We start from the raw sequence: 24,152 nt of genomic DNA on the forward strand, positions 1-24,152 counted from the left end.
TATCGGTGGGCGGGAGTGCATGCCACATCTGGGGTGCACCGTCGGGGATCGGCTCAGGGAGGCACAACGATGTCCATCAAGTTCGCGATACTGGCGATGCTCGCCGAGAGGCCGCGTCACGGGTACGAGCTGAAGTCGGAGTTCGACCGGAGGACCAACTCCACCTGGCCACTCAACGTCGGACAGGTGTACACCACCCTGGACCGGCTGGAGCGCGATCAGCTGGTACTGCGGAGGGACGAGGACGCCGAGGGCCGCGTCGCCTACTCCATCACCGGCCTCGGCCGCGAGCGTGTGAGGTCGTGGTTCACCACCCCGGTGGCGGCCTCCCCGCAACGCGACGAGCTGGCGATCAAGATCGCCTTCGCGGCGACCACGCCGGGTCTCGACGTCGAGGCGATGATCCAGATCCAGCGACGCGAGACCATGCACCTGCTGCAGGACCATCGGCGCGCCCGGCGCGGAGTCGACGAGGACGACCTGGCCGGACAGCTCGTGCTGGACAGCTTCGTCTTCGCCGCCGAGGCCCAGATCAGGTGGCTGGACAACTGCGAGTCCGCGGTTCTGCGGGCCTCCCGCAACACGAGCCGGGAGAGTACCGGCCGGCACACCCCGCCGGGCTCTGCGTCACCGGACCGCCGGGCGGCCGGGCCCACCCCCGAGACCCGCTCGGCATCCTCGGCCAGGAGCCCGCGATGAGTGCCCCCGGACGCGCCATCGACGCCCCCGCCGTCCCCGCCTCGCGCACCGTTCTGGGACTGGACCATGTCAGCCGGGTCTACGGCTGCGGCGAGCAGGCCGTCCATGCCCTGCGCGACGTCACCCTCGACGTCCAGACCGGCCACTTCGTCTCCGTGATGGGCCCCTCGGGATCTGGCAAGTCGACCCTGCTCGGCCTGGCCGGCGGACTCGACCAGCCCACCGAGGGCACCGTGTCGGTCTGCGGTCAGCCGCTCAGCGGGATGTCCCGCGACGACCTGGCACGGGTGCGACGCCGTCAGCTCGGCTTCGTCTTCCAGGACTTCAACCTGGTCTCCACGCTGACCGCCCTGGAGAACGTCGCCCTCCCCCTGGAACTGGACGGGGTGGGCGCCAGGGCGGCCCGGGCCGCGGCCTGCGAGGCTCTGGAGAGGATCGGTCTGTCGGCCCTGGGGGACCGCTTCATCGAGGAGATGTCCGGCGGCCAGCAGCAGCGCGTCGCGATCGGCCGGGCGATCGTGGGTGATCGCCGTCTGCTGCTGGCCGACGAGCCCACCGGAGCCCTCGACTCGGCCACCGGTGACGAGGTGATGGCCCTGATCCGCCAGCTCGCCGATGACGGCGTGGCGGTGGTGCTGGTCACCCACGAGGCCCGTCACGCCGCCTGGGCAGACCGGGTGGTCTTCCTGCGCGACGGCACCCTGGTCGACGAGTCGTCGGTAGTCGGCGACCCGATGGCGCTGCTGGCCGACGGCCCCCGACGGGGGAACTGGTGATGCACCGCCACGTCCCGCCGCACGGCGGCCGGCCGACCCGACCGGTCCCCGCCGGTGACCCGGGCGCACCGCAGACACCCGGCGACCGGGTCCGAAGGGGTGGCCGGGGCCGGCCCTCGGGTCGCCTCATCGCCCGGCTGGCAGGACGTGAGATGGCCCGCCACAAGGCCCGGGCGGCCCTCATCGCGGTGCTGATCGCCCTGCCGGTGGCAATGCTCTGCGGCCTTGGTGTGCTGCAGCGCTACGAGGTCCCGGGTCCCCAGGACCATGCCCTGAGCGCCTTCGGCGACGCCGATCTCATCATCGAGCCGATGGCCGGCTGGAGCGGTCGGTGCACCCAGGAGAGTCTCGCCGACACGGCCTGCGGCGCCGGTTCGGTCGACACCGTCTCGGCGAGCAACCTCTCCCGTCAGCAGCAGGCTCTGCGCTCGATCGGAGACTCGACGGCGAGCACGACGTCGACCAGCCCGCTGCTGCCCGGGCACCCCGTGATCCCGGTCCGGACCGCCCATGTCACAGCGGACTGGCAGGGACTGGACGTCGCGGTGACCGTCGTCGGCGCCGATCAGATCCGGTTGCGCACCGCCAAGGTGAGGCTTCCCGCCGGCGCCACCACGATGCCCGGACCCGGCGAGGTCTGGGTCGGCAGGGACACCGCCGAGCGGTACGGCTGGACGGTCGGCCACACCATGCAGATCGGCACGGCAAACTACCGGGTAACCGGTCTCACCCGGGTCGAACCGCTGTCCGGACCATCGGTGTGGGTCGGCCCCGGGCACCCCCTGGTCGCCACCGGCGAACTCAGCTGGTTCGGAACCGGTGCCCCCGTCAGCCGCGCCCAGGCCGATCTCCTCAATGCCCACGGGTTGGCAGTGATGGACCGGCAGGCCTACCTCGACCTCCAGTCGGATGGACCGGCCGGCGACGGCGCGACGGCCACCATGCTGGCTCTGTCGGTGGGGGTGCTGGCGGCTCTGGTGACGGCCACTGTGGCCGGCGCCGCCTTCGCCATCGGGGCCCGCCAGCAGCGCCGCACCCTGGCCCTTCTCGGGGCCACCGGTGCCGACCGTCGAGTCATGCAGCACCTCGTCACACGGCAGGGTCTGGTCCTCGGCGTGGTCGGATCGGTGCTGGGGGCCGGCCTGGGGCTCGCCGGTGGGAACGGCTACCTCGCCTGGATCGGCGCCCACAACCCCTACTACCCGCCGTCCGCCCAGATCCCGGTGGGAATCACCGCCGCGGCGCTGGTGGTCGGCGTGGTCTCGGCCCTGGTCGCGGCCTGGGTGCCGGCTCGCGCGGTGGCCAGGCAGGACGTCCTGGCCGGGGTGCGCCATGCCGAGACGCCGTCAGGTCCCGCCCGTCTCCCCAGACTCGGTCTGGGACTGGTGCTGAGCGGAGTCGTCCTCGTGGTGGCCGCGGCGGTGATATTCCATCTCGGCTCCTCGGCGACGGATGCCCAGGAGCACACCCAGACGCTGTTCATCCCCGTGATCGTCGGCCAGGTGGTGATCTTCATCGGAATGGTGGCCAGTCTGTCCTGGTGCGTCGATCGGGCCGCCCGCGGCAGGGGCGGCCCCCTCGGGGTGCGCTTCGCGCTGCGCGACCTGGCCCGCAACAGGGGACGCGGTGCGGCCTGCGTGGCCGCCTCGATGGCGGTGATGGCACTGATGGCCAGCATCCTGACAGTGGCCGGGTCGCAGGACATCGCCGAGACCCGCAGATACCTGCCGCAGCTTCCCCCCGGCACGGCGGTGCTGGCATCGACCGACGCCCAGGGCAAGCCCCTGACCGCCGAGAGGGCAGCCGACCAGATTGCCGCCGTCGAGGCAGAGCTGGGCCCGGTCCCGCAACGGGTCCGGTCCCAGCAGCTGAGGACCTGTGACACCGACCTCTCCGATTCCGGACTGACCTGGTGCTCCGCGATGGTCTCGGTCGTCAGCACGACCGCCACCCGGGTCTCCCCGGACCAGGGCATCATCCAGGATCCCAACGGTCACCGCAGCTACACCCTGCGGGCCGAGGTGGTGGTCGATGACGGATCCCTCTACCACCTGCTGACCGGTCATCGGGCCACCCCGGAGGTGCTCAGGGCGATGGACCGCGGTGTCGTCATCCTCAATCCGGCCCTGGCCACCGGCGGCCGTGCCACCGCGGAGATCACCCGGAGACAGGGGGAGGACCCCATCGACAGGAGGGTTCCGGTGTCCACCGCCGCCGCGACCGTCGGCGGGAACCGGGTCCCGGCTCTCACCACCAGGGCGATGGCCGCCCGGCTGGCCGGCATGCCACCGGAGAAGCTGCCACTCGGGCCGGGGGACACCTGGCTGCGTCTGCCGGTGGCACCCACCTCCTCCCAGGTCGACCGGATCAATGCCGCCATCGCCCGCCGGACCACCGTCCAGCAGGCCTTCGAGTACGAGTCGGGACCCGTGCACAGCTACCGCGCGGTGCTCCGGTGGGGGACGCTGGTCGCCGCCGTGCTGCTGGTGGCCGTCGCGGTGGTCGTCCTGGCGCTGTCCCTGTCGGACTCCAGGACGGCCCGCCAGAGCGTGGCCGCGGTGGGCGCCTCCCGACGCGACCTCAAACGCATCACCGCCGTGCAGTCCCTGGTCACGGTGGGGATCGGCGGGGTGGCAGGAGCCCTGGTCGGAGTCGGGCCGATCGCCCTGGCCATGTGGGCGCAGGGACCCGCCGGGTCCTGGGGAGTCCCGTGGGGCTACTTGGCGGCGCTGGTCCTCGGCGTCCCGGTGATCGTCGCGGCGGCCGTGCGGGTCCTCGTCCCCGCCGCCTCCCCGGTGCTGCGGCCCAGGGACTGAGCCGGTCCCAACCCCGGGGAATTGCCGGGTCATCCCTGCTCACAGCGAGATTTCGGGAAAACAAGGTGCCCTGACATAGGATCGAAGGGCAACTATTGCGAATATCTAGAGAAGCAGACCGCCGCCTGGTCCGGAGTGCACGTCTCGGTCCTCGGTAGTGGCCAGCGGGTGAGAACTCCCCCGATGGCTTCGATCGAAGACCGGCGCGAGTGCCGGAGGCGCAGAAGAGCGTCCTCGGAGGCGGCGGCCTCACATGAAAGGAATCCCCATATGGAGGGACCCGGTCTCGAATTCACCGAGGCAGTCATCGACAACGGATCGTTCGGCAAGCATGTCGTCCGGTTCGAGGCGGGCCTGCTGGCCCAGCAGGCGGACGGCTCGTCGGCCGTCTATCTGGACGGCGACACCATGCTGCTGTCCACCACAACCGCCGCCAAGACCCCCCGCGACTCCATCGACTTCTTCCCGCTGACGGTCGATGTCGAGGAGCGCATGTACGCCGCCGGGCGGATCCCCGGCTCCTTCTTCCGCCGCGAGGGCCGCCCCTCGGAGAACGCCATCCTGGCCTGCCGGCTGATCGACCGCCCGCTGCGTCCGACCTTCGTCAAGGGTCTGCGCAACGAGGTCCAGGTCGTGGTGACCGTGCTGGCCCTCAACCCGTCCGTCTACTACGACGTCGTCGCCATCAACGCGGCCTCGATGTCCACCCAGCTCGCCGGGCTGCCCTTCTCCGGGCCCATCGGCGGAGTCCGGATGGCCCTCATCGACGACCAGTGGGTGTGCTTCCCCGACGTCGAGCAGCGCAAGGAGTCGACCTTCGACATGGTGGTCGCCGGCCGCGTGCTGGCCGACGGCGACGTCGCCATCATGATGGTGGAGGCCGAGTCGACCCCCGCCACCTGGAACCTGGTCCGCTCCGGACGCACCGCCCCCACCGAGGAGGTCGTCGCCACCGGTCTGGAGGCCGCCAAGCCCTTCATCAAGGTGCTGTGCGACGCCCAGGTGGCGCTGGCCGCCAAGCTGCCCAAGGAGACGTACGACTTCCCGGTCTTCAAGGACTACGAGCAGGACGTCTACGACGCCGTCGAGGCCAAGGGCCACGACGAGCTCTCGCGGATCGAGCAGATCGCCGCGAAGCTGGAGCGTCAGGACGCCGAGTCCGACCTCAAGAGCCGCATCAAGGCCGACCTGGCCGCCCAGTTCCCCGGCCGTGAGGCCGAGGTGTCCGGCGCCTTCAAGGCCATGATGAAGAAGATCGTGCGCAAGCGCGTGCTCGACGAGGGAGTCCGCATCGACGGTCGCGGTCCCCGCGACATCCGGACCCTGTCGGCCGAGGTCGGCATCATCCCCCGGGTGCACGGCTCGGCCCTGTTCCAGCGCGGTGAGACCCAGATCCTGGGAGTCACCACCCTCAACATGCTCGACATGGAGCAGAAGCTGGACACCTTGTCCCCGGACAAGACCCGGCGCTACATGCACAACTACAACATGCCGCCCTACTCCACCGGTGAGACCGGCCGGGTCGGCTCCCCGAAGCGCCGCGAGGTCGGCCACGGCAACCTTGCCGAGCGCGCCCTCATCCCGGTGCTGCCGGATCGTGACGAGTTCCCCTACGCCATCCGCCAGGTCTCCGAGGCGATCGGCTCGAACGGGTCCACCTCGATGGGTTCGGTGTGCGCCTCGACGATGGCCCTGCTCAACGCCGGTGTGCCGCTGCGCGCCTCGGTGGCAGGCATCGCCATGGGCCTGATGAGCGAGCCCAATGACGACGGCTCGACCAAGTACCTGGCCCTCACCGACATCCTGGGAGCCGAGGACGCCCTGGGCGACATGGACTTCAAGGTCGCCGGCACCAGCGAGTTCGTCACCGCCCTGCAGCTCGACACCAAGCTCGACGGCATCCCCGCCGATGTGCTGGCTGCCGCGCTGACCCAGGCCAAGGAGGCTCGCACCGCGATCCTCGAGGTGATGAACGACGCCATCGACGAGCCCGACGAGATGGCTCCGACCGCGCCGCGCATCCTCACCGTGCACATTCCGGTCGACAAGATCGGCGAGGTCATCGGGCCGAAGGGCAAGATGATCAACCAGATGCAGGAGGACACCGGGGCCAACATCTCGGTGCAGGACGACGGCACGATCTTCATCGGTGCCGCCGACGGCGCATCTGCCGAGGCCGCCCGCGACCTGGTCAATGCCATCGCCAACCCGCAGATGCCCGAGGTGGGGGAGCGGTTCCTGGGCACCGTGGTGAAGACCACGAGCTTCGGCGCCTTCGTCTCCCTGCTGCCCGGCAAGGACGGACTGCTGCACATCTCCAAGATGCGCGACCTCAACGACGGCAAGCGCGTCGAGGCGGTCGAGGACGTCCTCAGCGTGGGACAGACAATCCAGGTCGAGATCGCCGAGATCGACGACCGCGGCAAGCTGTCCCTGATCCTGGCCTCCGACGACAAGGATGACGAGGACTGACTCACTGGGGGACGTCGTCCCTCAGCACTGAGTGCACCGGGGACGTCGTCCCTCAGCACTGAGCGCACCGGGGAGGACCTCCCCGAGCACAGTTCACAGCGGCCCCCGGGTCCGGAAGATCTTCCGGACCCGGGGGCCGCTGCGTGCCCCTCCCAGGACCTCACGGATCGACGGTCAGCGCCGGGCCCACGCCCGGACCCGCGCCCGGACCAGGGCGAGGATCCCGATGGTGACGAGCAGCACCAGGGTGGTGACCACGGACCCGAGCCACGACGGGATCGCGGTGGTGGCGAAGAAGGAGTGGACCGGGTGCTCGAAGACGTGCTCGTCGGCGTGCGCGCCGCCGTGGCTGAGGACCACCGCCATCTCGCCCAGATGGCCGATGCACCATCCGGCGAAGGTCACCGTGGGGATCCAGGTGAGGACGCGAACCGCCTTCGATGTGGAGATGCGCCGGATCCCGGCCAGCAGGATGATGGCTACGACGCAGACGGGGGCTCCCACCAGGTGGAAGGCCAGGTGGCCCCAACTCTGCTCCATGGGCAGGAAGATGAAGGGCAGAGCGGCAGAGACGATGAGGACGGCGGCCAGCGCGGCCGTTCTCGGACCGGTTCCGGAGGTGGCAGTGCCGGTGGGTGCCACCGTCCGGGGTGCTGACAGGGATGTCATGGCTCCTCCTCCGTGGGCTTGAGGTGGCTCGACCCTACGATCGGGCCCGGGCGTCACACATCGGCGATCTGACCTATTTCCTCTCGACCCCGCTCGGGAGACCATTGAGCATGTCGAACAGGTCATGGCGGACTGCCATCTGGTGCGTCGCGGCGGTGGTGACTCCCGCCGCCATCTGGGCGATCGCGCTGCCCTGGCCAGCCGACAGCGACCTGGGGTTCGTCCTTCCCGTTCCGGTCCTGGCGGTGATGGCCCTGTCGGGAGCGGGAATTCTGCTGCTGGCCGGGGGCCAGAGCTCGGCCGGGCTGCGTGCCACCATGGCGATCCTCGGCCTGACCCTGCTGGGCTACCCCTGCCTGCTGGCGATGTCGGCCGCCTCACGGGGCGGTCCGCTGGTGGCGGGCGCCGCATTCGCGGGCCACCTGATCCCACTGACCATGGTCAGTGTGACTCCGGTGCTGGCCGTCTCCGTGGTCACCGCCAGGAGTCACCGGGGCTGGATCGCGGCGATTCTCCTGGTGACCGCGGTGACCACGGTCGTCGACATCACCGGTGTCCGGGTCCTGATCGTGCTGGCCTCTGTCGTCCGGATGTCCGGATTCGTGCTGCCGATCGCGGCGACCTGGCCGCTGGTCAGGAACACCGCCGCCGACATGAGACGGCGGGCCATCGTGTGCGGGATGGCCTCGGTGGTGCCGGTGCTGATGCTCGGTCTGACCGGCTGCGCCGTCGCCATCGCCGGCCTCACCTGGGGGGCCACCCGGCAGCGACCGACCTGGCTGATGCGCCGGTCGGCGATCCTGTGGATGCTCGCCGGGGTGCTGGCCGTCGTCACCCTCATCCTCGCAGCCGGCGGGGTGCTGGTGGCATCGGCGTTCGTGAGGGCCCCGGTCGCCATGCTGGTCGGGGTGCTCCTCACCGGGGCGGTCGGCCTGGTGTCGGTGCGCCTCCACCACTGGGCCGGGCGGCTGATCGACCCCAGGGCGGAGATCGAGACGGAGCTGGCCGGCCTGGGGGAGGTCTCCGGCCACCGCCGGATGGCCCTCCAACAGGTGCTGCGCAAGGTGACCGGGGACCCGTCGCTGAGCCTGGCGGTGCGCGCCGACGACACCTGGGTCGACGCGGACGGCAACCCGATCTCCCCGCCCGCCGACGCCGTGCCCCTCGGCAGGGCCGGCGGGGACGCACTGGTGATCTGTTCGCGGCCGGAGCTGTCGGGTCGGATCGCCCGGGTGGGCGACTGGGGCAGTCTGCTGGACCCGGCCGTGATGGAGGCGTTGTCGAGCAGGAGGCGGCCCGGGCGGACCGGGCGGCCGCCGCGGAGCGCAGCAGGATCAGCCGCGACCTGCACGACGGTGTCCAGGCCCACCTTCTCGGCATCGCGCTGAACCTCCAACTGTCGGGCCGGGGTCTGGAGGCGCCCGGCGCCCGGCTGCTCGTCGAGGAGACCGTGGTGGGGCTGAGGGACGCCGTCAGCCAGGTGCGCGCCCTGGCCGAGGGCGGTGCGCCCCCGGTGCTGGTGACCGATGGGCTGGGGGCGGCCCTGGCGCACCTCGTCCGGCCCCTCGACGTCGTCACCCAGACCCGGCTGCCCGAGCGCAGACACTCCGCGGAGGTTGAGGAGACCGCCTTCTTCGTCGCCAGCGAGGCGATCGCCAATGCGGTGAAGCACGCCGGCGCCGACCACATCGAGATCGCCGTCGAGGAGACCGGCAGTGTCCTGACCGTCATCGTCACCGACGAAGGGGTGGGCGGGGCGGATCTCCGGCTGGGAACCGGACTGCGCGGCATCACCGAGCGGGTGGCGGCCTTCGGCGGCCTGCTGGTGGTCCGCGAGGCGCGACCGCGCGGCACGGTGGTGGAGGCGAGCCTGCCATGCGGGTAGTCATTGCCGAGGACCAGGTGCTGCTGCGGGACGGACTCGCACGGCTGCTGGAGAGTGCCGGCCACCTGGTGTTCGCCCAGGTCGGTGACGCCCGGGCGCTCATCAGCCAGGTCAACCTGAACCGTCCCGACCTGGTGATGGCCGACATCCGGATGCCGCCGAGCTACACCCACGAGGGGGTGCGAGCCGTGAGCACCCTGCGGCGGGCCTGGCCGCAGCTGGCGGTGATGATGCTCTCCCAGGTCGTCGACCAGGAGCTGGTGGACCAGATGAGGGATGGGGCCCCGCGGTCCTTCGGCTACCTCCTCAAGGACCGGGTGCTCGACACCGAGGTCTTCCTCGACCAGCTCGAGACGGTCGCCGCCGGTGGCACGGTCTTCGACCAGACGGTCGTCGACGACTACCTCAGTCGCGGTCGAGGACGGGTCGGCCGACTCACCGATCGCGAGGCGCAGGTGCTGCGGCTGGTGGCCTCGGGCCGCAGCAACGCCGGGATCGCCGACGCCCTGGTGATCTCCCGGCGCACCGTCGACGCCCACCTGCGCTCCATCTTCGCCAAGCTCGGCATCGAGTCCGCCGCCCACGACAACCAGCGCGTCCTGGCGGCTCTCGACTGGCTCGCCGGCTGATCCCGGGGACTCCTTGCAGGCGGGCCGCGCCGGTGGCGAGCCGGGCCGGGCGAGGGAGTCTCTCGATCCACCGTGTCGTCTGTAGGGTGGGAGCCGAGTTGCCCCCACGGAAGGACGAAGGATGATCAAGGTCGGTGTGTTCGGCGCGAAGGGTCGGATGGGCAGTGAGGTGTGCCGGGTGGTCGAGGCCGCCGAGGACCTCGAACTGGTCGGCGGGATCGGCCCCGGCCAGGACCGCTCCGCCCTCGAGGGCGCCGACGTCATCGTCGACTTCACCCAACCGGACGCCGTGATGGACAACCTGGCCTGGGCCATCGACCACGACATCGACACCGTGGTCGGCACCTCCGGGTTCACCGCCGAGAAGTACGACGCGCTGCGCGCCCAGCTGGCCGACCACCCCACCACCGGCTGCCTGGTGGCCCCGAACTTCGGCATCGGCGCGGTGCTCATGATGCACTTCGCCGAGCAGGCCGCCCGCTTCTTCGAGTCGGTCGAGATCATCGAGCTGCACCACGCACACAAGGCCGATGCCCCTTCCGGAACCGCCGTCGCCACCGCGGAGAAGATCGCCGCTGCGCGCAGTGCGGCGGGTCTGCCCGCCGTGCCGGACGCCACCACCCAGGAGATGGCCGGCGCCCGCGGGGCCACCGTCGACGGCATCCATGTCCACAGCGTCCGACTGCCCGGCCTGGTCGCCCATCAGCAGGTGATGCTCGGCTCCCTGGGTGAGACCCTCACCATCAAGCACGACTCCTTCGACCGGGCCTCCTTCATGGCCGGGGTGCTCGCCGGGGTGCGGTCGATCGGTTCGCGGCCCGGTCTGACCGTGGGCATCGAGGGTCTCCTCGGGCTCCAGTGAGGACCCGATGACCAGTCAGCCCGAGGGTCCCGGTGCCGATCCGTACCGCCGGCCCGGGATGGACGAGCCGACCCGGGTCCTCCCGGACCCGCTCGGCTCGCCCGACCCGCTTGACCCCACCGACCCGCGGACCCTCGTCGATCCCGACGGCGTCCCCACCCGGTCCCGGGGACGCAGGGACCCGGCCGGCGCCTCGGGATCGGGCGGGGGAGCACGCAGGGTGATCCGCAGACTGGCCACCGTGCTGCTGGTCGTCCTGCTGATCGTGGCCGCCGTGCTGGCCGACGCCGTCGCCCGGCAGCGCACCGAGCAGCATGTCGCCCAGCAGATCGCCACCCAGCTCGACACCCGCCAGGAGGACGTCGACGTCACCATCGGCGGCTGGCCCTTCCTCGCGGTGCTGGCCACCGACCGGCTGTCCTCGGTGGACCTGTCGATCCCCGTCGCCACCGTCACCCGGCAGGACCGCAGGGTGACCTTCCGCGATGTGGCGGTTCACGCCAGCGGAGTCCGCAACGCCCGCCATCTCGACCGGGGCATCATCGACCAGGCCGAGGCCAGTGCACGCCTCGACTGGGCGCAGCTCTCCCAACTCAGCGGCGCCACCATCACCTCGGCCGGGAACTCGCGGGTCCAGGTGGTGCGGAAGGTCGACGTCCTCGGGGCGCAGGTCGACGTCCAGGTCTCGGCGGTCCCGGGCATCAACCCCGCCGATCGCACCGTCACCTTCAGCGATCCCAAGGCCAGCGTGGACGGGATCACCATTCCCGCCTCGCTGCTGGGCCCGGCGATGTCGTCCATCTCGAAGAAGATGGTGCTGCCCGATCTGGGCTCGATGAGGTACCAGTCCCTGACCGTGGACTCCCGGGGGGCGAAGGTCTCGATGGCCGGCAGCCAGGTCGAGTTGAAGGATCTGCTCGCGAGCTGATCCGTCGGTCCCGATGTCAGCCCATCGCGAAGTCGCGAAGACCCTCCTCCGGTGCGGAGTTAGGGTACCCATGGTCAGGCAGCCTGACCACTGTCTTTGTTCTCTTTGTCCCCGATCCGGAGGTCACCCATGAATGTCGCCGAGCAACTCGTCCAGCAACTAGTGGACGCGGGGGTGCGGCGCATCTACGGGATCGTGGGGGACTCCCTCAACCCGATCGTCGACGCCGTGCGCAAGTCCGGCGGGTCCGCCAAGGGCGGGATCGACTGGGTGCACGTGCGCCACGAGGAGGCCGCCGCCTTCGCCGCCGCCGCCGAGGCCCAGTTGACCGGTGAACTGGCCGTCTGCGCCGGATCCTGCGGGCCGGGCAACCTCCACCTCATCAACGGCCTCTACGACGCCTACCGCTCCCAGGCGCCGGTGCTGGCCCTGGCCTCGCACATCCCCAGCGTCCAGATCGGCTCCAGCTACTTCCAGGAGACCCACCCCGACCGTCTCTTCGTGGAGTGCTCCTCCTACTGCGAGATGGTCTCCAGCCCCGATCAGGCGCCCCGGGTCGTGAACTCGGCGATCCGCCACGCGGTGGCCATGCAGAGCGTCTCGGTGATCACCCTGCCCGGTGACATCTCCGACCAGAAGGCCACCGCCCCCACCCCGGTCTACGTGCCGAGCCGTCGCCCGGTGCTCGCCCCCAACCCCGAGGACGTCAAGCAGCTGGTCACCCTGCTCAACGACTCCCGCAAGGTGGCGATCTTCGCCGGCGCCGGCGTCGAGGGAGCCCACGACGAGGTCATCGCGCTGGCCGACAAGCTCCAGGCCCCGATCGGCCACAGCCTGCGCGGCAAGGACTTCATCCAGTACGACAACCCCTTCGATGTCGGCATGACCGGCCTGCTGGGCTACGGCGCGGCCGCCGAGGGGATGAACGACGCCGACGTCCTGCTGCTGCTGGGCACCGACTTCCCGTACAACCAGTTCCTGCCCGACACCCTCACCGTCCAGGTGGACACCCACGCGGAGAAGCTGGGACGCCGCACCGACGTCTCCTTCCCGGTCCAGGCCGATGTCAAGGCCCTCGCCGAGGCCCTCACCCCGCTGGTGAAGCAGCACGACGACAAGTTCCTCAAGGCCACGATCAAGCGTCACGCCAAGATCATGAAGGCACCGGTCGGCTCGTACACCCGCAATGTCGAGCACCTCAAGCCGATCCACCCGGAGTTCGTCGCCCACACCCTCAACGAGGTTGCGGCCAAGGACGCCATCTTCACCGCCGACACCGGCATGTGCAATGTGTGGACCGCCCGCTACATCGACCCGCTGGGCACCCGCCGGCTGATCGGCTCCTTCCTGCACGGCTCGATGGCCGACGCCCTGCCGATGGCCCTGGGGGCCCAGGCCTCCCATCCCGGCCGCCAGGTCATCTCGGTCTCCGGCGACGGCGGACTGTCGATGCTCCTCGGTGAGCTGGTGACCGCGCGGATGCACAACCTGCCGATCAAGGTCATCGTGTTCAACAACTCCACCCTGGGCATGGTCAAGCTCGAGCAGCTGGTCAACGGTCTGCCCGACTTCGGCACCGATGTCCACGACGTCAACTACGCCGGGGTGGCCGCCGCGATGGGATTCCACGCCGAGCGGGTCGACGACCCCAAGGATGTCCGGCGGGCCCTGACCGACGCCCTGGACGCCGACGGTCCGGCCCTGGTGGAGTTCCTCACCGACCCGAACGCGCTGTCCCTTCCCCCCGAGATCAAGGGTGAGATGCTCATCGGTTTCGCAACCGCCATGAGCAAGGTGGTGCTCAACCGCGGAGCCGGCGAGATCATGTCGATGGCCACCTCGAACATGCGCAACATCCCACGTCGCTGAACCGACGACAGCCGCTCCGGGGGCGGTACTCAGATCAGGGAGATCTGCTACTCACCGATCCAGGTGTGCAGGCGGACCTCCCTGATCTGCACCGTGCCGTCCTCGGTGCCGGTCTGGCGGTGGGCGCCGTCGGCCTGCCAGCCGGCTGCGCTGAGGAAGGCGCGCAGGGTGTCGTCGGTGGTGCGCAACCACCAGGTGGCCCGGGTGAACCGGTCGGCCCGCAGGGTGTCGACGACGGCATTGAGCAGTCGCGACCCGTGCCCCCGGCCCCGATGGTCCAGATCGACGACGAACTCGGCGACCAGCGCATCGGTGGGCTCGGCGTCCTGGTCCTCGCTGGGGCCGATGGTGGCGAAGGCGCGCACCCGGGGCCCCTCCTCCCCGGGATCCAGGGCGACCAGGACCCTCAGCTCGGCGAGCGGTGGAGTGGCGATCGCGCGCCACCAGGTCTGCGTCATCTCCTCGACGCTCATCGACTCCAGCAGCCCGTGCAGATCCGGGTCGGCCTGCCAGACCCGGCGCTGCAGAGCGGCGATGGCGCCGGCCTCGGCGGGCAGGGCGAGCCTGACGGAAGGGGTTCCTGCGGTGGTCCCGGACATGCTCACACCCTATGTGGAGACGCCGCCGGACGATCCGAGGGGCTGCGCGGAGGTTCGCCCGAAGCAGCCCGTGCCGGGGCTGGTTCCCGCGGTGCCGACCCGTCCCGGGAGCGGCGGAACTGCATCTACCGGCGTCAACAGATAGGCTGGTCGTTGTGGCGAAGAATGGACTGAAGAACCCCCCTGCCCTCAAACCTGACGTGCTGCGGGTCATCCCGCTCGGCGGTCTGGGAGATGTGGGACGCAACATGTCCTGCTACGAGATCAACGGCGAGATGCTCCTCATCGACTGTGGAGTGCTCTTTCCCGAGGACGACCAGCCTGGCGTCGATCTCCTGCTCCCGGGCCTCGACTACCTCGACGACAAGCTGGACATGATCCAGGCCCTCGCGCTGACCCATGGTCACGAGGACCACATCGGCGCGGTGCCCTACCTGCTCAAGCGTCGGCCCGACATCCCGGTGTACGGCTCCCGGCTGACCCTGGCCCTGCTGGAGGCCAAGCTCAAGGAGCACCGCATCAAGGGCTACCAGCTCCACGTGGTGCGCGAGGGGGACACCGCCGAGATCGGCGAGCAGTTCGACCTGGAGTTCCTGGCCGTCAACCACTCGATCCCCGACGCCCTGGCGGTGTGCGTGCGCACCGACGCCGGCACCGTGCTCAACACCGGTGACTTCAAGATGGACCAGCTCCCCCTGGACCACCGGATCACCGACCTGCGCGGGTTCGGCCGGCTCGGCGAGGAGGGCGTCGACCTGTTCATGGTCGACTCCACCAATGCCGAGGTGCCGGGCTTCATCAAGTCCGAGACCGAGATCGAGCCGGCCATCGAGAGGGTCTTCGAGAAGGCCCAGAAGAAGCTCATCGTGGCCTGCTTCTCCTCCCACGTGCACCGTGTCCAGCAGGTCCTCAACATGGCCGTCAAGCATCACCGCAAGGTGTGTTTCGTCGGTCGGTCGATGATCCGCAACATGTCGGTGGCCCGCGATCTTGGCTACCTCCACGTGCCCGGCAACACGCTCATCGAACTGCGCGAGCTGGACAAGTACTCCGACTCCCAGGTGGTCATCGTCTCCACCGGTTCCCAGGGGGAGCCGCTGTCGGCGCTGGCCCGGATCGCCAACCGCGAGCACCGTGACATCTCGGTCGGCGAGGGGGACACCGTCCTGCTGGCCTCCTCGCTGATCCCCGGCAACGAGAACGCCGTCTACCGGGTCATCAACGGCCTCACCCGGCTGGGCGCCGTGGTGGTCCACAAGGGCAACGCCCTGGTCCACGTCTCGGGTCACGCCGCCGCCGGCGAGTTGCTGTTCGCCTACAACATCGTCCGGCCCCGCGCCGTGATGCCGATCCACGGCGAGATCCGTCACCTGATCGCCAACGCCGCCCTGGCCAGGTCCACCGGGGTGGCCGAGGAGAACGTCATCGTCACCGAGGACGGCGGGGTGGTCGATCTGGACGACGGCGTCCCGCACCTGGTCGGCAAGGTCGACGCCTCCTACATCTTCGTCGACGGCGCCGGTGTCGGCGAGGTCACCGAGGACTCCCTCACCGACCGCAAGCTGCTCGGCGAGGAGGGGTTCATCTCGGTGGTCGCCGGGGTCAACACCCGCGAGTCCTCGGTCATCTCGGGACCCGCCATCCAGGCCCGCGGATTCGCCGAGGGCGAGGAGTCCTACGACAAGATCCGCAAGCAGATCGTCAGCGAGCTCGAGAAGGCGATGAACGACGGCGTCGATGACCCCCACCGTCTCCAGCAGGTGGTGCGTCGCACCATCGGCCGATGGGTCTCCAAGACCTACCGTCGCCGTCCGATGATCGTTCCGGTCGTCATCGCGGTCTGACTGCTGGCCGGCGATTTGGAGTCGTCGGATCAGGGCATGTAGTCTGAACAGGTTCCTGCCTGGAACCCCCTTGCAGAATTACGAGTGTGTCGGCGCGCATGGCGCCGGCTGTTGAACAGGAGAACTCCCAGTGGCTGCTGTGTGTGACATCTGTGCCAAGCGCCCCGGTTTCGGACACAACGTCCCCTGGTCGAAGAAGCGGACCAACCGGCGGTGGAATCCCAATATCCAGCGCGTTCGTGCCGTCGTGAACGGCACCCACAAGCGGATGAACGTGTGCACGTCCTGCCTCAAGGCCGGGCGCGTCGAGCGCTGAGACCGCGCGGGCGTCTGCCCGCAGGCCAGGAAAGGGCCGACCCTCCATGCGGAGGGTCGGCCCTTCTGCGTTCCGGTGCACAGACCTGTCGGTGCACTCCGGTAGCCTCGCCAGAGTGGATGACGTCGTCTCACCGTGGTTGACCGGAGCCCAGCAGGAACTGCACCGCCCGCTGGCGGAGGTGCTGGGCACCAGGACCGCCAAGGCCTTCACCGCCCTGCACATCTCCACGGTCGGCGAACTGCTCTCCCACGTGCCCAGGCGGTACCTCACCGGCACCGAGACCACCGATCTGTCGCAGCTGGTGCCCGGCTCCGAGGTCGCCCTGGTCGCCGATGTGGCATCCGTGGAGGTGCACGACATCGCCGGCCCCGGCCACCGCCAGCGGCTGGAGGTCGGCCTGACCGACGGCAGGGCCACCCTGCCGATCACCTTCTTCGGCAAGGACTGGCTGGTCAAGTACTGGCAGAAGCAGTTCACCGCCAGCACCCACGGGATCTTCGTGGGCAAGGTCGGCACCTTCCGGGACCGGCCCCAGATCACCCATCCCGACTTCGTGATGTTCGACGCGAACGGCCGGATCGTCGGCAAGGCCGACAAGAAGACGATGGCCACCCAGGTGATGCGCCACGGCCTGGTCGGCCTCTACCCGGCCACCGCGAAACTGCCCACCTGGACGATCGCCGAGTGCGCGACCCTGGTGCTGGCCCAGGTGGGCCGGCAGCAGGACACCCTGCCCGACTGGCTGCGCGAGGAGGCCGACCTGCCCCGGATCTGGGACGCCTTCGAGGAGGTCCATCACCCCCACGACCTGAACAGCGCCGAGCAGGCCGCCGAACGCCTCATCTGGGAGGAGGCCATCGCCACCCAGGCGACGATGGCCTCCAGACGCCGGACGGCCGCCGGCCGGGAGGCCCCGGCCTGCCCGCCGCGACCCGACGGGATCCTGGCGGCCTTCGACGCCGTGATGCCCTTCACCCTCACCGCCGGTCAGCAGGAGGTCGGACAGCGGATCTCCGGTGAGCTGGCCGGCACCGCCCCGATGCAGCGGCTGCTCCAGGGGGAGGTCGGATCGGGCAAGACCCTCGTCGCGCTGCGGGCGATGCTCCAGGTCGTCGACGCCGGCCACCAGGCCGTCCTGCTGGCACCCACCGAGGTGCTCGCCCAGCAGCACCACGCCACGATCACCGGGCTGCTGGGAGATCTCGGGGCCGGTCGGGTGCTGGGGGCACCCGAGAACGCCACCGGCGTCGCCCTGCTCACCGGCTCGATGAACGCCGCCCAGCGCCGCGATGCGCTGTCCCGGATCGCCGATGGGTCGGCCGGAATCGTCATCGGGACCCACGCCCTGCTCACCGGCACCGTCGAGTACGCCGATCTGGGGCTGGTGGTCGTCGACGAGCAGCACCGCTTCGGGGTGGAGCAGCGCGGAGTGCTGACCTCCTCCTCCCGGCGTCACCCCCATGAACTGGTGCTCACCGCCACCCCCATTCCCCGCACCGTGGCGATGACGGTCTTCGGCGACCTGGAGGTCTCCAGCCTGCGCGAGCTGCCCGCCGGACGGGCCGACGTCCAGACCACCGTGGTCGACGTGCAGCAGCACCGCGGCTGGCTGGACCGGGCCTGGCAGCGGGCCCGCGAGGAGGTCGAGAAGGGGCACCAGGTGTTCGTCGTCTGCCCGCGCATCGACGCCCACGAACCCGACGAGAGGCCCGACGGGGCAGGCCCGGCCGAGGACCATCGGCCCCCCTCCGCCACCGTCGAGGAGCTCGCCCCGGCACTGTCCGGCGGACCGCTGAGGGGCCTGCACGTCGAGGCCCTTCACTCCCGGATGGACCCTGCCGACAAACAGCAGGTGATGGACCGGTTCGCCCGGGGAGCCTGCCAGGTGCTGGTCTCCACCACCGTGGTCGAGGTCGGCGTCGACGTCCCCAACGCCACCATGATGGTCATCATGGACGCCGACCGGTTCGGCGTCTCCCAGCTCCACCAGCTGCGCGGTCGAATCGGACGCGGCACGCTGCCCGGGCTGTGCCTGCTGGTCACCGGCGCCGAACCCGGAACCGACACCCGCGCCCGGATCGACGCCGTGGCGGCGACCCGCGACGGATTCGAGCTGGCCGAGCTGGATCTGGCCCAGCGCCGTGAGGGCAACGTCCTGGGCTCCTCCCAGGCCGGACGCCGCAGCCCGCTGAGGCTGCTCAAGGTCCTGGACCACGCCGAGATCGTCAGCGCCGCCCGCACCCTTGCGGAGCGCTGGATCGACAAGGATCCCGACGACCCCCGACTGCGCGACCTGGTCGCCTCGACCGAGCGGATCGCCGAGGGCGACCTCATGGAGCAGGGCTGACGGGAGCGCTGCGCCCCCGCCGCACCCGCCTTCCGCGGCCCCGGGACGCAGCCCCGTCCATCACGCCGTCAGCATGCGCTGCCGGCCGGATACTGCCCGACTACTTGTCGGTCGGCTCGGGGCCGAAGGCGAAGGTCCGCCCGCTGATCTGGCCGGGCTGGATGCGCACCCAGTTCTTCTTGACCGTGGGCACCCACGGCCGCAGCGGCATCTTCTCGCACAGCGCCAGCTCGTCGGGATCGGTGATGAGCTCTGCGCGTCCACGCAGCACCACACTCCACCCGCCGTCCTCCGACCAGCCGTCGGCCTCGAAGGCCACCGCGCTGTTGCGGACGATCTCGTCGAGCTTGCTGCCCGGGGCGGTGCGGAAGACAATCGACAGCCCGTCAACGACATAGTTGACCGGGAAGATCTGGGGCTGGTCATCGATGCTGGTGGCCAGCCGGCCGACCAGGGCGGTGTCGAGGTAACCCCAGCAGGAGTCCTCCTCGACAACGGACATCGGGCTCTCCTCATTGCTCATGGACTATTTCTACCAGCCCGGTGGGACTGGCGCAGGCACCAGGCAGATCACCGGGCGAGCGCGGCCGACCCTCGGCGGGCGCGGGGGCGAGATCTGCTCGCGAGGGTATCGCGCGGCGACTTCGATACCCTGAACCGGTGACCAGGATCATCGCGGGACGAGCCGGTGGGCGCCGGCTGCGCACCCCCGACGGGGACTCCACCCGACCGACCTCCGACCGCGTCCGCGAGGCCTTCTTCTCGAGCCTGGCGGCCTGGAACGGCACCTCCGACCAGCCCGCCGACACCCAGCTGGAGGGCCAGTCCGTGCTCGACCTGTTCGCCGGATCCGGGGCGGTGGGGCTGGAGGCCGCCAGCCGCGGCGCCAACCGGGTGGTCGCGGTGGAGAAGAACCCCCGGACCGCGGCCCTCATCCGGACCAACGCGAGGACCTGCGGTTTGGCCGAGCGTCTCACCGCGGTGGCCGCCGGCGCCGAACGGTATCTGGCCGGCGGGCTCCAGGCAGACCCCTTCGACGTCATCTGGTTCGACCCGCCCTACGCGGCCGACGCTGACCAGCTCGACGCGATGATCGCCGAGGCGGTCGGAGCCTTCCTGGCCCCCGACGGCCTGATCGCGGTGGAGAGGTCGGCCAGGGGCCGGGCGCCGGTGATGCCCGAGGGTCTGGACAGCTGGACCAACCGCTACGGTGAGACCGTCGTCCACCTCGCACAACCCACCAGGGAGCACTCGTGAAGGCCGTCATCTCGGGATCCTTCGACCCCATCACCCGTGGACACGTCGACATCATCACCCGCGCTGTCAGGCTCTTCGACGTCGTGGTGGTCGGGGTCGCGGTCAACTCGGCGAAGAACGGCATCTTCTCGATGGACGAGAGGGTCGCCTTCGTGCGGGACGCCGTCGCCCACGTCCCGGGCGTGGAGGTCGCCCCCGTGGAGGGACTGCTCGTCGACTTCTGCACCGCCCAGGGCGCCGAGGCCATCGTCCGGGGCCTGCGATTCGGCGGGGACTTCGACTACGAGCTGCAGATGGCCCACGTCAACAAGGCGATGAGCGGGATCGAGACGGTGCTGCTGCCGGCCGGCCGGGAGTTCGGGACGATCAGCTCCACGATCATCCGGTCGGCGGCCAGCAACGGCGGCGACGTCTCGGACTTCGTCCCCCCGGCGGTGGCCGCCGCGCTGAAGGAGCGGTTCGGGGGCTGAGATCCCCACGCCTCGAGGGCCTGCCCGTCGTCGCCGGGTCGGTGGAGGCCGATTGAGGTTTTGCCCGGCGATTGAACCGTTGTAGAGTAAGCGGTCGGTCATGACCTCGTCATGGTCCATCGGTTGAAGGGAATGCTGCGATGAACACCAACCATCGCCGCAGTGGCGCCTCTCGCGATCTCATCTTCGAGACTCACGACCTGCGTCGACGTGCGGGTCAGATGATGCAGGTCCAGCGCGACGCCCGGGCACCTCAGGACCTCGGCTTGGACATGATCGGCGTTCCCGAGGACTCTCCCGTCGACCTGGACCTGCGTCTGGAGTCGGTGATCGAGGGGATTCTCGTGACCGGAACCGCCGAGGTCACACTGACCGGGGAGTGTTCACGGTGCCTGGAACCGATTGAGGAGAAGTCCTCCTTCGACCTCCAGGAGCTGTACTACTACCCGGGACATGAGCCCGAGGAGGATGCCAACCGGGTGAGCGACGAGGAGGAGATCGATCTCGAGCCCGTCCTGCGCGAGGCAGTGGTGCTGAACCTGAAGTTCAGCCCGCTCTGTCGCTGGGACTGCGCGGGATTGTGCCCCGAGTGCGGGGCCAACCTCAACACGCACCCGGATCACGACCACGGGGAGAGAATCGATCCCCGATGGTCGGGGTTGAAGGATCTCGGAGCGGTTCTGGCCGATCCCGACTCGGACCGGTCCCAGGCTTGACGGTTCATGGCCCCGACGGGCGATGGATCTGACCGGTCATCAAGACGGCACACACATGAAGGACGACACCGCAGAGGCGGCGTCGCAGGATGAGGAGATTATCGTGGCAGTCCCGAAGCGGAAGATGTCCCGCAGCAACACCCGGAGCCGTCGTTCGCAGTGGAAGACGTCCGCCCCCACCCTGGTCACCTGCGCCAACCCGGCCTGTGGACAGAAGCATCTGCCCCACACCGCGTGCCCGTCGTGCGGCGAGTACGGTCCGCGCGGTGACCGGCGTCAGGTCACCGAGGCCTGATGACCGACTGCTCCGACCAGGAGCAGGGCGCGCAGGCAGGCCGGAGGGGTCCCGCAGAGGATGCGAGCTGGCCCTTCCTGACACTGCTCGAGGAGCTGGGAATCGAGATCGATCCTCAGCTCCTTCAGCTTGCCCTCACGCATCGCTCCTACGCCTTCGAGAACGGCGGGATACCGACCAACGAGAGACTCGAGTTCCTCGGTGACGCCGTCCTGGAGGTCGGTGTCACCGAGTACCTCTACAACGCCTACCCGGCCTTCGCAGAGGGGCGGATGGCCAAGCTGCGCGCCGCGGTGGTGAGCACCGTCTCCCTCGGGGGTGTCGCCCGGAGCCTGCAGATCGGCCCGCGGGTGCTGCTCGGACGGGGCGAGGAACTCACCGGCGGACACGACAAGACGCACCTGCTCGCCGACACCACCGAGGCCCTGCTGGGCGCGGTGACCCTGTCGGCGGGGCTGGCCGAGGGGGTGCGACTGGTCCACCACCTGTTCGATCCGCGCATCGACGAGGCGGTCCGCTCCGGGGCGGGCACCGACTGGAAGACCGCCCTGCAGGAGATGTGCGCCGAACTGCACCTGGACTCCCCGCAGTACCGGATCGAGGGCTCGGGGCCCGACCACGACCGCCGCTACCTCGCTCGGGCCGTCGTCGGCGGCCGCGAGCGCGGCGGGTATGTCGGCCACAACAAGAAGGAGGCCGAGCTCGGCGCCGCGAGGCTGGCCATCGACGAGCTGGTCGCCGAGCACCACATCCCGGTACCGGATGCCTGAACTTCCCGAGGTCGAGACGATCAGGCGCGGTCTGGCCGCCCTGGTGTCCGGCCGACAGGTGGTCGGCGTCACGGTGCTCGACGATCGGGCGGTGAGGCGTCAGCGGGGCGGCCCCGAGGCCTTCATCGCATCGTTGAGTGGGTGCACCCTGCTGGAACCGCGCCGGCGCGGCAAGTATCTCTGGTTCCCCCTGCGGGGGACTGATCGGTCGACCGTCGACGATGCCCTGCTGTGTCATCTGGGTATGAGCGGTCAGTTCCGGGTCGACGACGCCGGCGCTCCGCTGGAGCGTCACACCCGCGTCATGGCGGACCTGGACGACGGCGCCCAGCTGCGCTTCCTCGATCAACGGCTCTTCGGAGGCCTGCAGATCAGCCCTGCCGGGGCGGATCTGCCCGCCGAGATCGCCCACATCGGGCCCGACCCGTTCTCAGACGGCTTCGACCCCCGACGCGCGGGGGCACTTCTGCGGGCCCGGCGCAGCACCCTCAAGAGGTCCCTGCTCGACCAGACCCTGGTCTCGGGGATCGGCAACATCTATGCCGACGAGACCCTCTGGCGGGCGCGACGCCACCCTGAGACGCCGACCGGCCGACTGCGGGCCGCAGAGGCCGGCGCACTGTACGAGACCGCACGCCAGGTGATGGCGGAGGCCCTGGTCGCCGGGGGCACCTCCTTCGACTCCCTGTACGTGCGGGTCAACGGCGAGTCGGGCTACTTCAGTCGCAGGCTCGACGTCTACGGCAGAGCCGGACAGCCCTGCCGTAGATGCGGCACCCCGATCACCCGGATGGCCTTCATGAACCGCTCCTCCCATCTGTGCCCGCACTGTCAGCGATGGCCCAGAGGGGTTCCGCGTCCACCCGCCCCACTAGGATCGCCGAGGTGACCATGACCCGTTCAACTCCCGGTGACCACCGCCGTCACCTGGCAGAGTTCATCAAGTTCGGCCTGGTCGGCGGCTCCGGGGTGCTGGTCAACATGCTGGTCGCCCTGGTGATGAACAAGGCCAACGGAGGCACCAGGAACTCCCAGCAGATCCTGTTCAACCTGTTCGGCACTCCCTGGAACTTCCGGTTCACCAGCCTGGTGTGGATCGTGGCCTTCATCGTCTCCAACATCGCCAACTTCCAGCTCAACCGCTCCTGGACCTTCAAGAGGGACCGGCGCCGCAGCTGGTGGGCCGAGTTCTGGCCGTTCTTCTCGGTCGGGACGGTGGCTGCCTTCGTCGGGATGTTCATCAAGATCGCCCTCACCAACCCCACCTCGCCGGTCTTCCTGTCGGCGTCCTTCTTCCACGAGGAGGCGGGTCTGCACTCGAGGGAGTACTGGTCGCAGATCATCACGATCGCCATCACGACGCCGATCAACTTCGTGGTCAACAAGCTGTGGACCTTCCGCACCATCCGCCACCGCGAGGAGGAGTCGTCCGGCTCCCGCGCCGGCCGCGCCGCCTCGAATGTGAAGACGAGCTAAGGATCCCCTTAACTGAGTCTGGGAAGGGGTGTCCTGGTTGTGGTCGGACCATTGCGACATGCACTCTTGAACCGGTGTGCGGGCAGTGGGTCGGCACACCGGCAGTGAGAGGCAGTACTGGTGGCGTTCACATTCATCATCTCGATGGTGGTCATTCTTCTGGTCGCCGCGGGAGTCGCCGCGGTCGTGTGGGCCGGGCTGAGGGAGCCGCGCACACCGGTCACCGGAAGCGGGCTGACGGCGGTCGCGGCGCGGACCGGCCGAATCCTCAACGGTGACGAGCACGCCGCCGACATCCTGCAGCTGGTGAAGGTCCCGGTGCGCACCGGCCGCCCGCAGTCGACCGATCCCCGCACGCACTGACCCGACAGGTTCGGATCCGCACGGTGCGACCGTGCGTACACCGGGCCCCGGCCACGCCGGGGCAGGCCGGTAGGATCATCCCGTGCCATCT

General features: G+C 69.7%; 24 protein-coding genes and 1 pseudogene. 22 read left to right on the forward strand and 3 right to left on the reverse strand.

Annotation, left to right across the window (positions count from 1 at the left end; translation table 11 throughout):
• Window positions 1-69 precede the first annotated feature (69 nt).
• From FEZ32_RS09695 to FEZ32_RS09710, 4 genes are all read left to right on the forward strand, one after another.
• A complete protein-coding gene (locus FEZ32_RS09695) occupies window positions 70-699 on the forward strand; it encodes a PadR family transcriptional regulator (RefSeq protein ID WP_138680495.1) in 630 nt (209 codons plus the stop codon).
• Window positions 696-1,475 carry an ABC transporter ATP-binding protein gene (locus FEZ32_RS09700; protein ID WP_097798620.1) on the forward strand — a complete coding sequence of 260 codons (780 nt, stop codon included), beginning with the start codon at window positions 696-698 and terminating at the stop codon, window positions 1,473-1,475. Before FEZ32_RS09695 ends, FEZ32_RS09700 begins: the two co-directional genes overlap by 4 nt.
• Window positions 1,476-1,627: 152 nt before the next feature.
• The gene (locus tag FEZ32_RS09705) at window positions 1,628-4,291 is read left to right on the forward strand and encodes an FtsX-like permease family protein (protein WP_138680496.1); all 2,664 of its coding nucleotides are present in this window, start codon (window positions 1,628-1,630) and stop codon (window positions 4,289-4,291) included.
• 270 nt (window positions 4,292-4,561) lie between these two features.
• Window positions 4,562-6,763 (forward strand): polyribonucleotide nucleotidyltransferase, encoded by a 2,202-nt coding sequence (locus tag FEZ32_RS09710; RefSeq protein ID WP_126412802.1) that lies wholly within the window; start codon window positions 4,562-4,564, stop codon window positions 6,761-6,763.
• A gap of 174 nt (window positions 6,764-6,937) precedes the next feature.
• On the opposite strand, the gene FEZ32_RS09715 is transcribed toward FEZ32_RS09710, so the two are convergent.
• Window positions 6,938-7,432, reverse strand: coding sequence for a hypothetical protein (locus tag FEZ32_RS09715; RefSeq protein ID WP_138680497.1), 495 nt, complete (start codon window positions 7,430-7,432; stop codon window positions 6,938-6,940).
• Window positions 7,433-7,542: 110 nt separating this feature from the next.
• Between FEZ32_RS09715 and FEZ32_RS09720 the strand changes: the two genes are divergently transcribed.
• The 7 genes and pseudogenes from FEZ32_RS09720 (at window position 7,543) to FEZ32_RS09740 (ending at window position 13,605) form a co-directional block, all read left to right on the forward strand.
• Window positions 7,543-8,820, forward strand: a complete 1,278-nt coding sequence (locus FEZ32_RS09720; RefSeq protein ID WP_244937842.1) for a hypothetical protein — start codon at window positions 7,543-7,545, stop codon at window positions 8,818-8,820.
• Window positions 8,811-8,882: pseudogene (locus tag FEZ32_RS14220) on the forward strand (hypothetical protein); the annotation flags it as partial. The gene FEZ32_RS09720 and the pseudogene FEZ32_RS14220, both read left to right, overlap by 10 nt.
• Window positions 8,883-9,317, forward strand: coding sequence for a sensor histidine kinase (locus FEZ32_RS13965; RefSeq protein WP_244937843.1), 435 nt, complete (start codon window positions 8,883-8,885; stop codon window positions 9,315-9,317). It begins immediately after the preceding pseudogene.
• On the forward strand, window positions 9,308-9,946 hold the full coding sequence (locus FEZ32_RS09725) for a LuxR C-terminal-related transcriptional regulator (RefSeq protein ID WP_138680498.1): 639 nt from the start codon (window positions 9,308-9,310) through the stop codon (window positions 9,944-9,946). The genes FEZ32_RS13965 and FEZ32_RS09725 overlap by 10 nt, the downstream gene beginning before the upstream one ends.
• 121 nt (window positions 9,947-10,067) lie before the next feature.
• Window positions 10,068-10,808 carry a 4-hydroxy-tetrahydrodipicolinate reductase gene (gene dapB, locus FEZ32_RS09730; protein WP_028702369.1) on the forward strand — a complete coding sequence of 247 codons (741 nt, stop codon included), beginning with the start codon at window positions 10,068-10,070 and terminating at the stop codon, window positions 10,806-10,808.
• Between the two features lie 7 nt (window positions 10,809-10,815).
• Window positions 10,816-11,736 (forward strand): LmeA family phospholipid-binding protein, encoded by a 921-nt coding sequence (locus tag FEZ32_RS09735; RefSeq protein WP_051238106.1) that lies wholly within the window; start codon window positions 10,816-10,818, stop codon window positions 11,734-11,736.
• A gap of 129 nt (window positions 11,737-11,865) precedes the next feature.
• On the forward strand, window positions 11,866-13,605 hold the full coding sequence (locus FEZ32_RS09740) for a pyruvate dehydrogenase (protein WP_097828142.1): 1,740 nt from the start codon (window positions 11,866-11,868) through the stop codon (window positions 13,603-13,605).
• A gap of 47 nt (window positions 13,606-13,652) precedes the next feature.
• Here FEZ32_RS09740 and FEZ32_RS09745 read toward each other — a convergent pair whose 3' ends face one another.
• The gene (locus FEZ32_RS09745) at window positions 13,653-14,204 is read right to left on the reverse strand and encodes a GNAT family N-acetyltransferase (RefSeq protein WP_138680499.1); all 552 of its coding nucleotides are present in this window, start codon (window positions 14,202-14,204) and stop codon (window positions 13,653-13,655) included.
• A gap of 155 nt (window positions 14,205-14,359) precedes the next feature.
• On the opposite strand from FEZ32_RS09745, the gene FEZ32_RS09750 reads away from it, so the two are divergent.
• From FEZ32_RS09750 to FEZ32_RS09760, 3 genes are all read left to right on the forward strand, one after another.
• Window positions 14,360-16,048: a ribonuclease J gene (locus FEZ32_RS09750; protein WP_097798630.1), complete on the forward strand. Its 1,689-nt coding sequence runs from the start codon at window positions 14,360-14,362 to the stop codon at window positions 16,046-16,048.
• Window positions 16,049-16,178: 130 nt separating this feature from the next.
• Window positions 16,179-16,364, forward strand: a complete 186-nt coding sequence (rpmB, locus tag FEZ32_RS09755) for a 50S ribosomal protein L28 (RefSeq protein WP_028702373.1) — start codon at window positions 16,179-16,181, stop codon at window positions 16,362-16,364.
• Window positions 16,365-16,410: 46 nt separating this feature from the next.
• On the forward strand, window positions 16,411-18,714 hold the full coding sequence (locus FEZ32_RS09760; RefSeq protein ID WP_138680500.1) for an ATP-dependent DNA helicase RecG: 2,304 nt from the start codon (window positions 16,411-16,413) through the stop codon (window positions 18,712-18,714).
• A gap of 100 nt (window positions 18,715-18,814) precedes the next feature.
• Here the strand turns inward: FEZ32_RS09760 and FEZ32_RS09765 are convergent, their stop codons facing one another.
• On the reverse strand, window positions 18,815-19,237 hold the full coding sequence (locus FEZ32_RS09765) for a pyridoxamine 5'-phosphate oxidase family protein (RefSeq protein WP_028702375.1): 423 nt from the start codon (window positions 19,235-19,237) through the stop codon (window positions 18,815-18,817).
• A 176-nt stretch (window positions 19,238-19,413) separates the two neighbouring features.
• On the opposite strand from FEZ32_RS09765, the gene FEZ32_RS09770 reads away from it, so the two are divergent.
• The 8 genes from FEZ32_RS09770 to FEZ32_RS09805 all read left to right on the forward strand — a co-directional run bounded on the left by FEZ32_RS09770 (window position 19,414) and on the right by FEZ32_RS09805 (window position 24,061).
• A complete protein-coding gene (locus FEZ32_RS09770; RefSeq protein ID WP_244937982.1) occupies window positions 19,414-19,971 on the forward strand; it encodes an RsmD family RNA methyltransferase in 558 nt (185 codons plus the stop codon).
• On the forward strand, window positions 19,968-20,441 hold the full coding sequence (gene coaD / locus FEZ32_RS09775) for a pantetheine-phosphate adenylyltransferase (RefSeq protein ID WP_028702377.1): 474 nt from the start codon (window positions 19,968-19,970) through the stop codon (window positions 20,439-20,441). The genes FEZ32_RS09770 and coaD overlap by 4 nt, the downstream gene beginning before the upstream one ends.
• A 140-nt stretch (window positions 20,442-20,581) precedes the next feature.
• Window positions 20,582-21,157 carry a YceD family protein gene (locus tag FEZ32_RS09780; RefSeq protein WP_028702378.1) on the forward strand — a complete coding sequence of 192 codons (576 nt, stop codon included), beginning with the start codon at window positions 20,582-20,584 and terminating at the stop codon, window positions 21,155-21,157.
• A gap of 103 nt (window positions 21,158-21,260) precedes the next feature.
• On the forward strand, window positions 21,261-21,452 hold the full coding sequence (gene rpmF / locus FEZ32_RS09785; protein ID WP_028702379.1) for a 50S ribosomal protein L32: 192 nt from the start codon (window positions 21,261-21,263) through the stop codon (window positions 21,450-21,452).
• Complete coding sequence (gene rnc / locus FEZ32_RS09790; RefSeq protein WP_097828140.1) at window positions 21,452-22,222, forward strand: ribonuclease III; 771 nt, start codon at window positions 21,452-21,454, stop codon at window positions 22,220-22,222. Before rpmF ends, rnc begins: the two co-directional genes overlap by 1 nt.
• Entirely contained in the window at window positions 22,215-23,111 is an 897-nt protein-coding gene (mutM, locus tag FEZ32_RS09795) for a bifunctional DNA-formamidopyrimidine glycosylase/DNA-(apurinic or apyrimidinic site) lyase (RefSeq protein ID WP_138680502.1), read from the forward strand. Before rnc ends, mutM begins: the two co-directional genes overlap by 8 nt.
• Window positions 23,112-23,113: 2 nt before the next feature.
• A complete protein-coding gene (locus FEZ32_RS09800; protein WP_138680916.1) occupies window positions 23,114-23,698 on the forward strand; it encodes a GtrA family protein in 585 nt (194 codons plus the stop codon).
• Window positions 23,699-23,818: 120 nt separating this feature from the next.
• Complete coding sequence (locus tag FEZ32_RS09805) at window positions 23,819-24,061, forward strand: hypothetical protein (RefSeq protein WP_097798637.1); 243 nt, start codon at window positions 23,819-23,821, stop codon at window positions 24,059-24,061.
• Window positions 24,062-24,152: the final 91 nt, after the last annotated feature.

The organism is Acidipropionibacterium jensenii (assembly GCF_005890135.1).
GTDB classification, from domain to species: domain Bacteria; phylum Actinomycetota; class Actinomycetes; order Propionibacteriales; family Propionibacteriaceae; genus Acidipropionibacterium; species Acidipropionibacterium jensenii.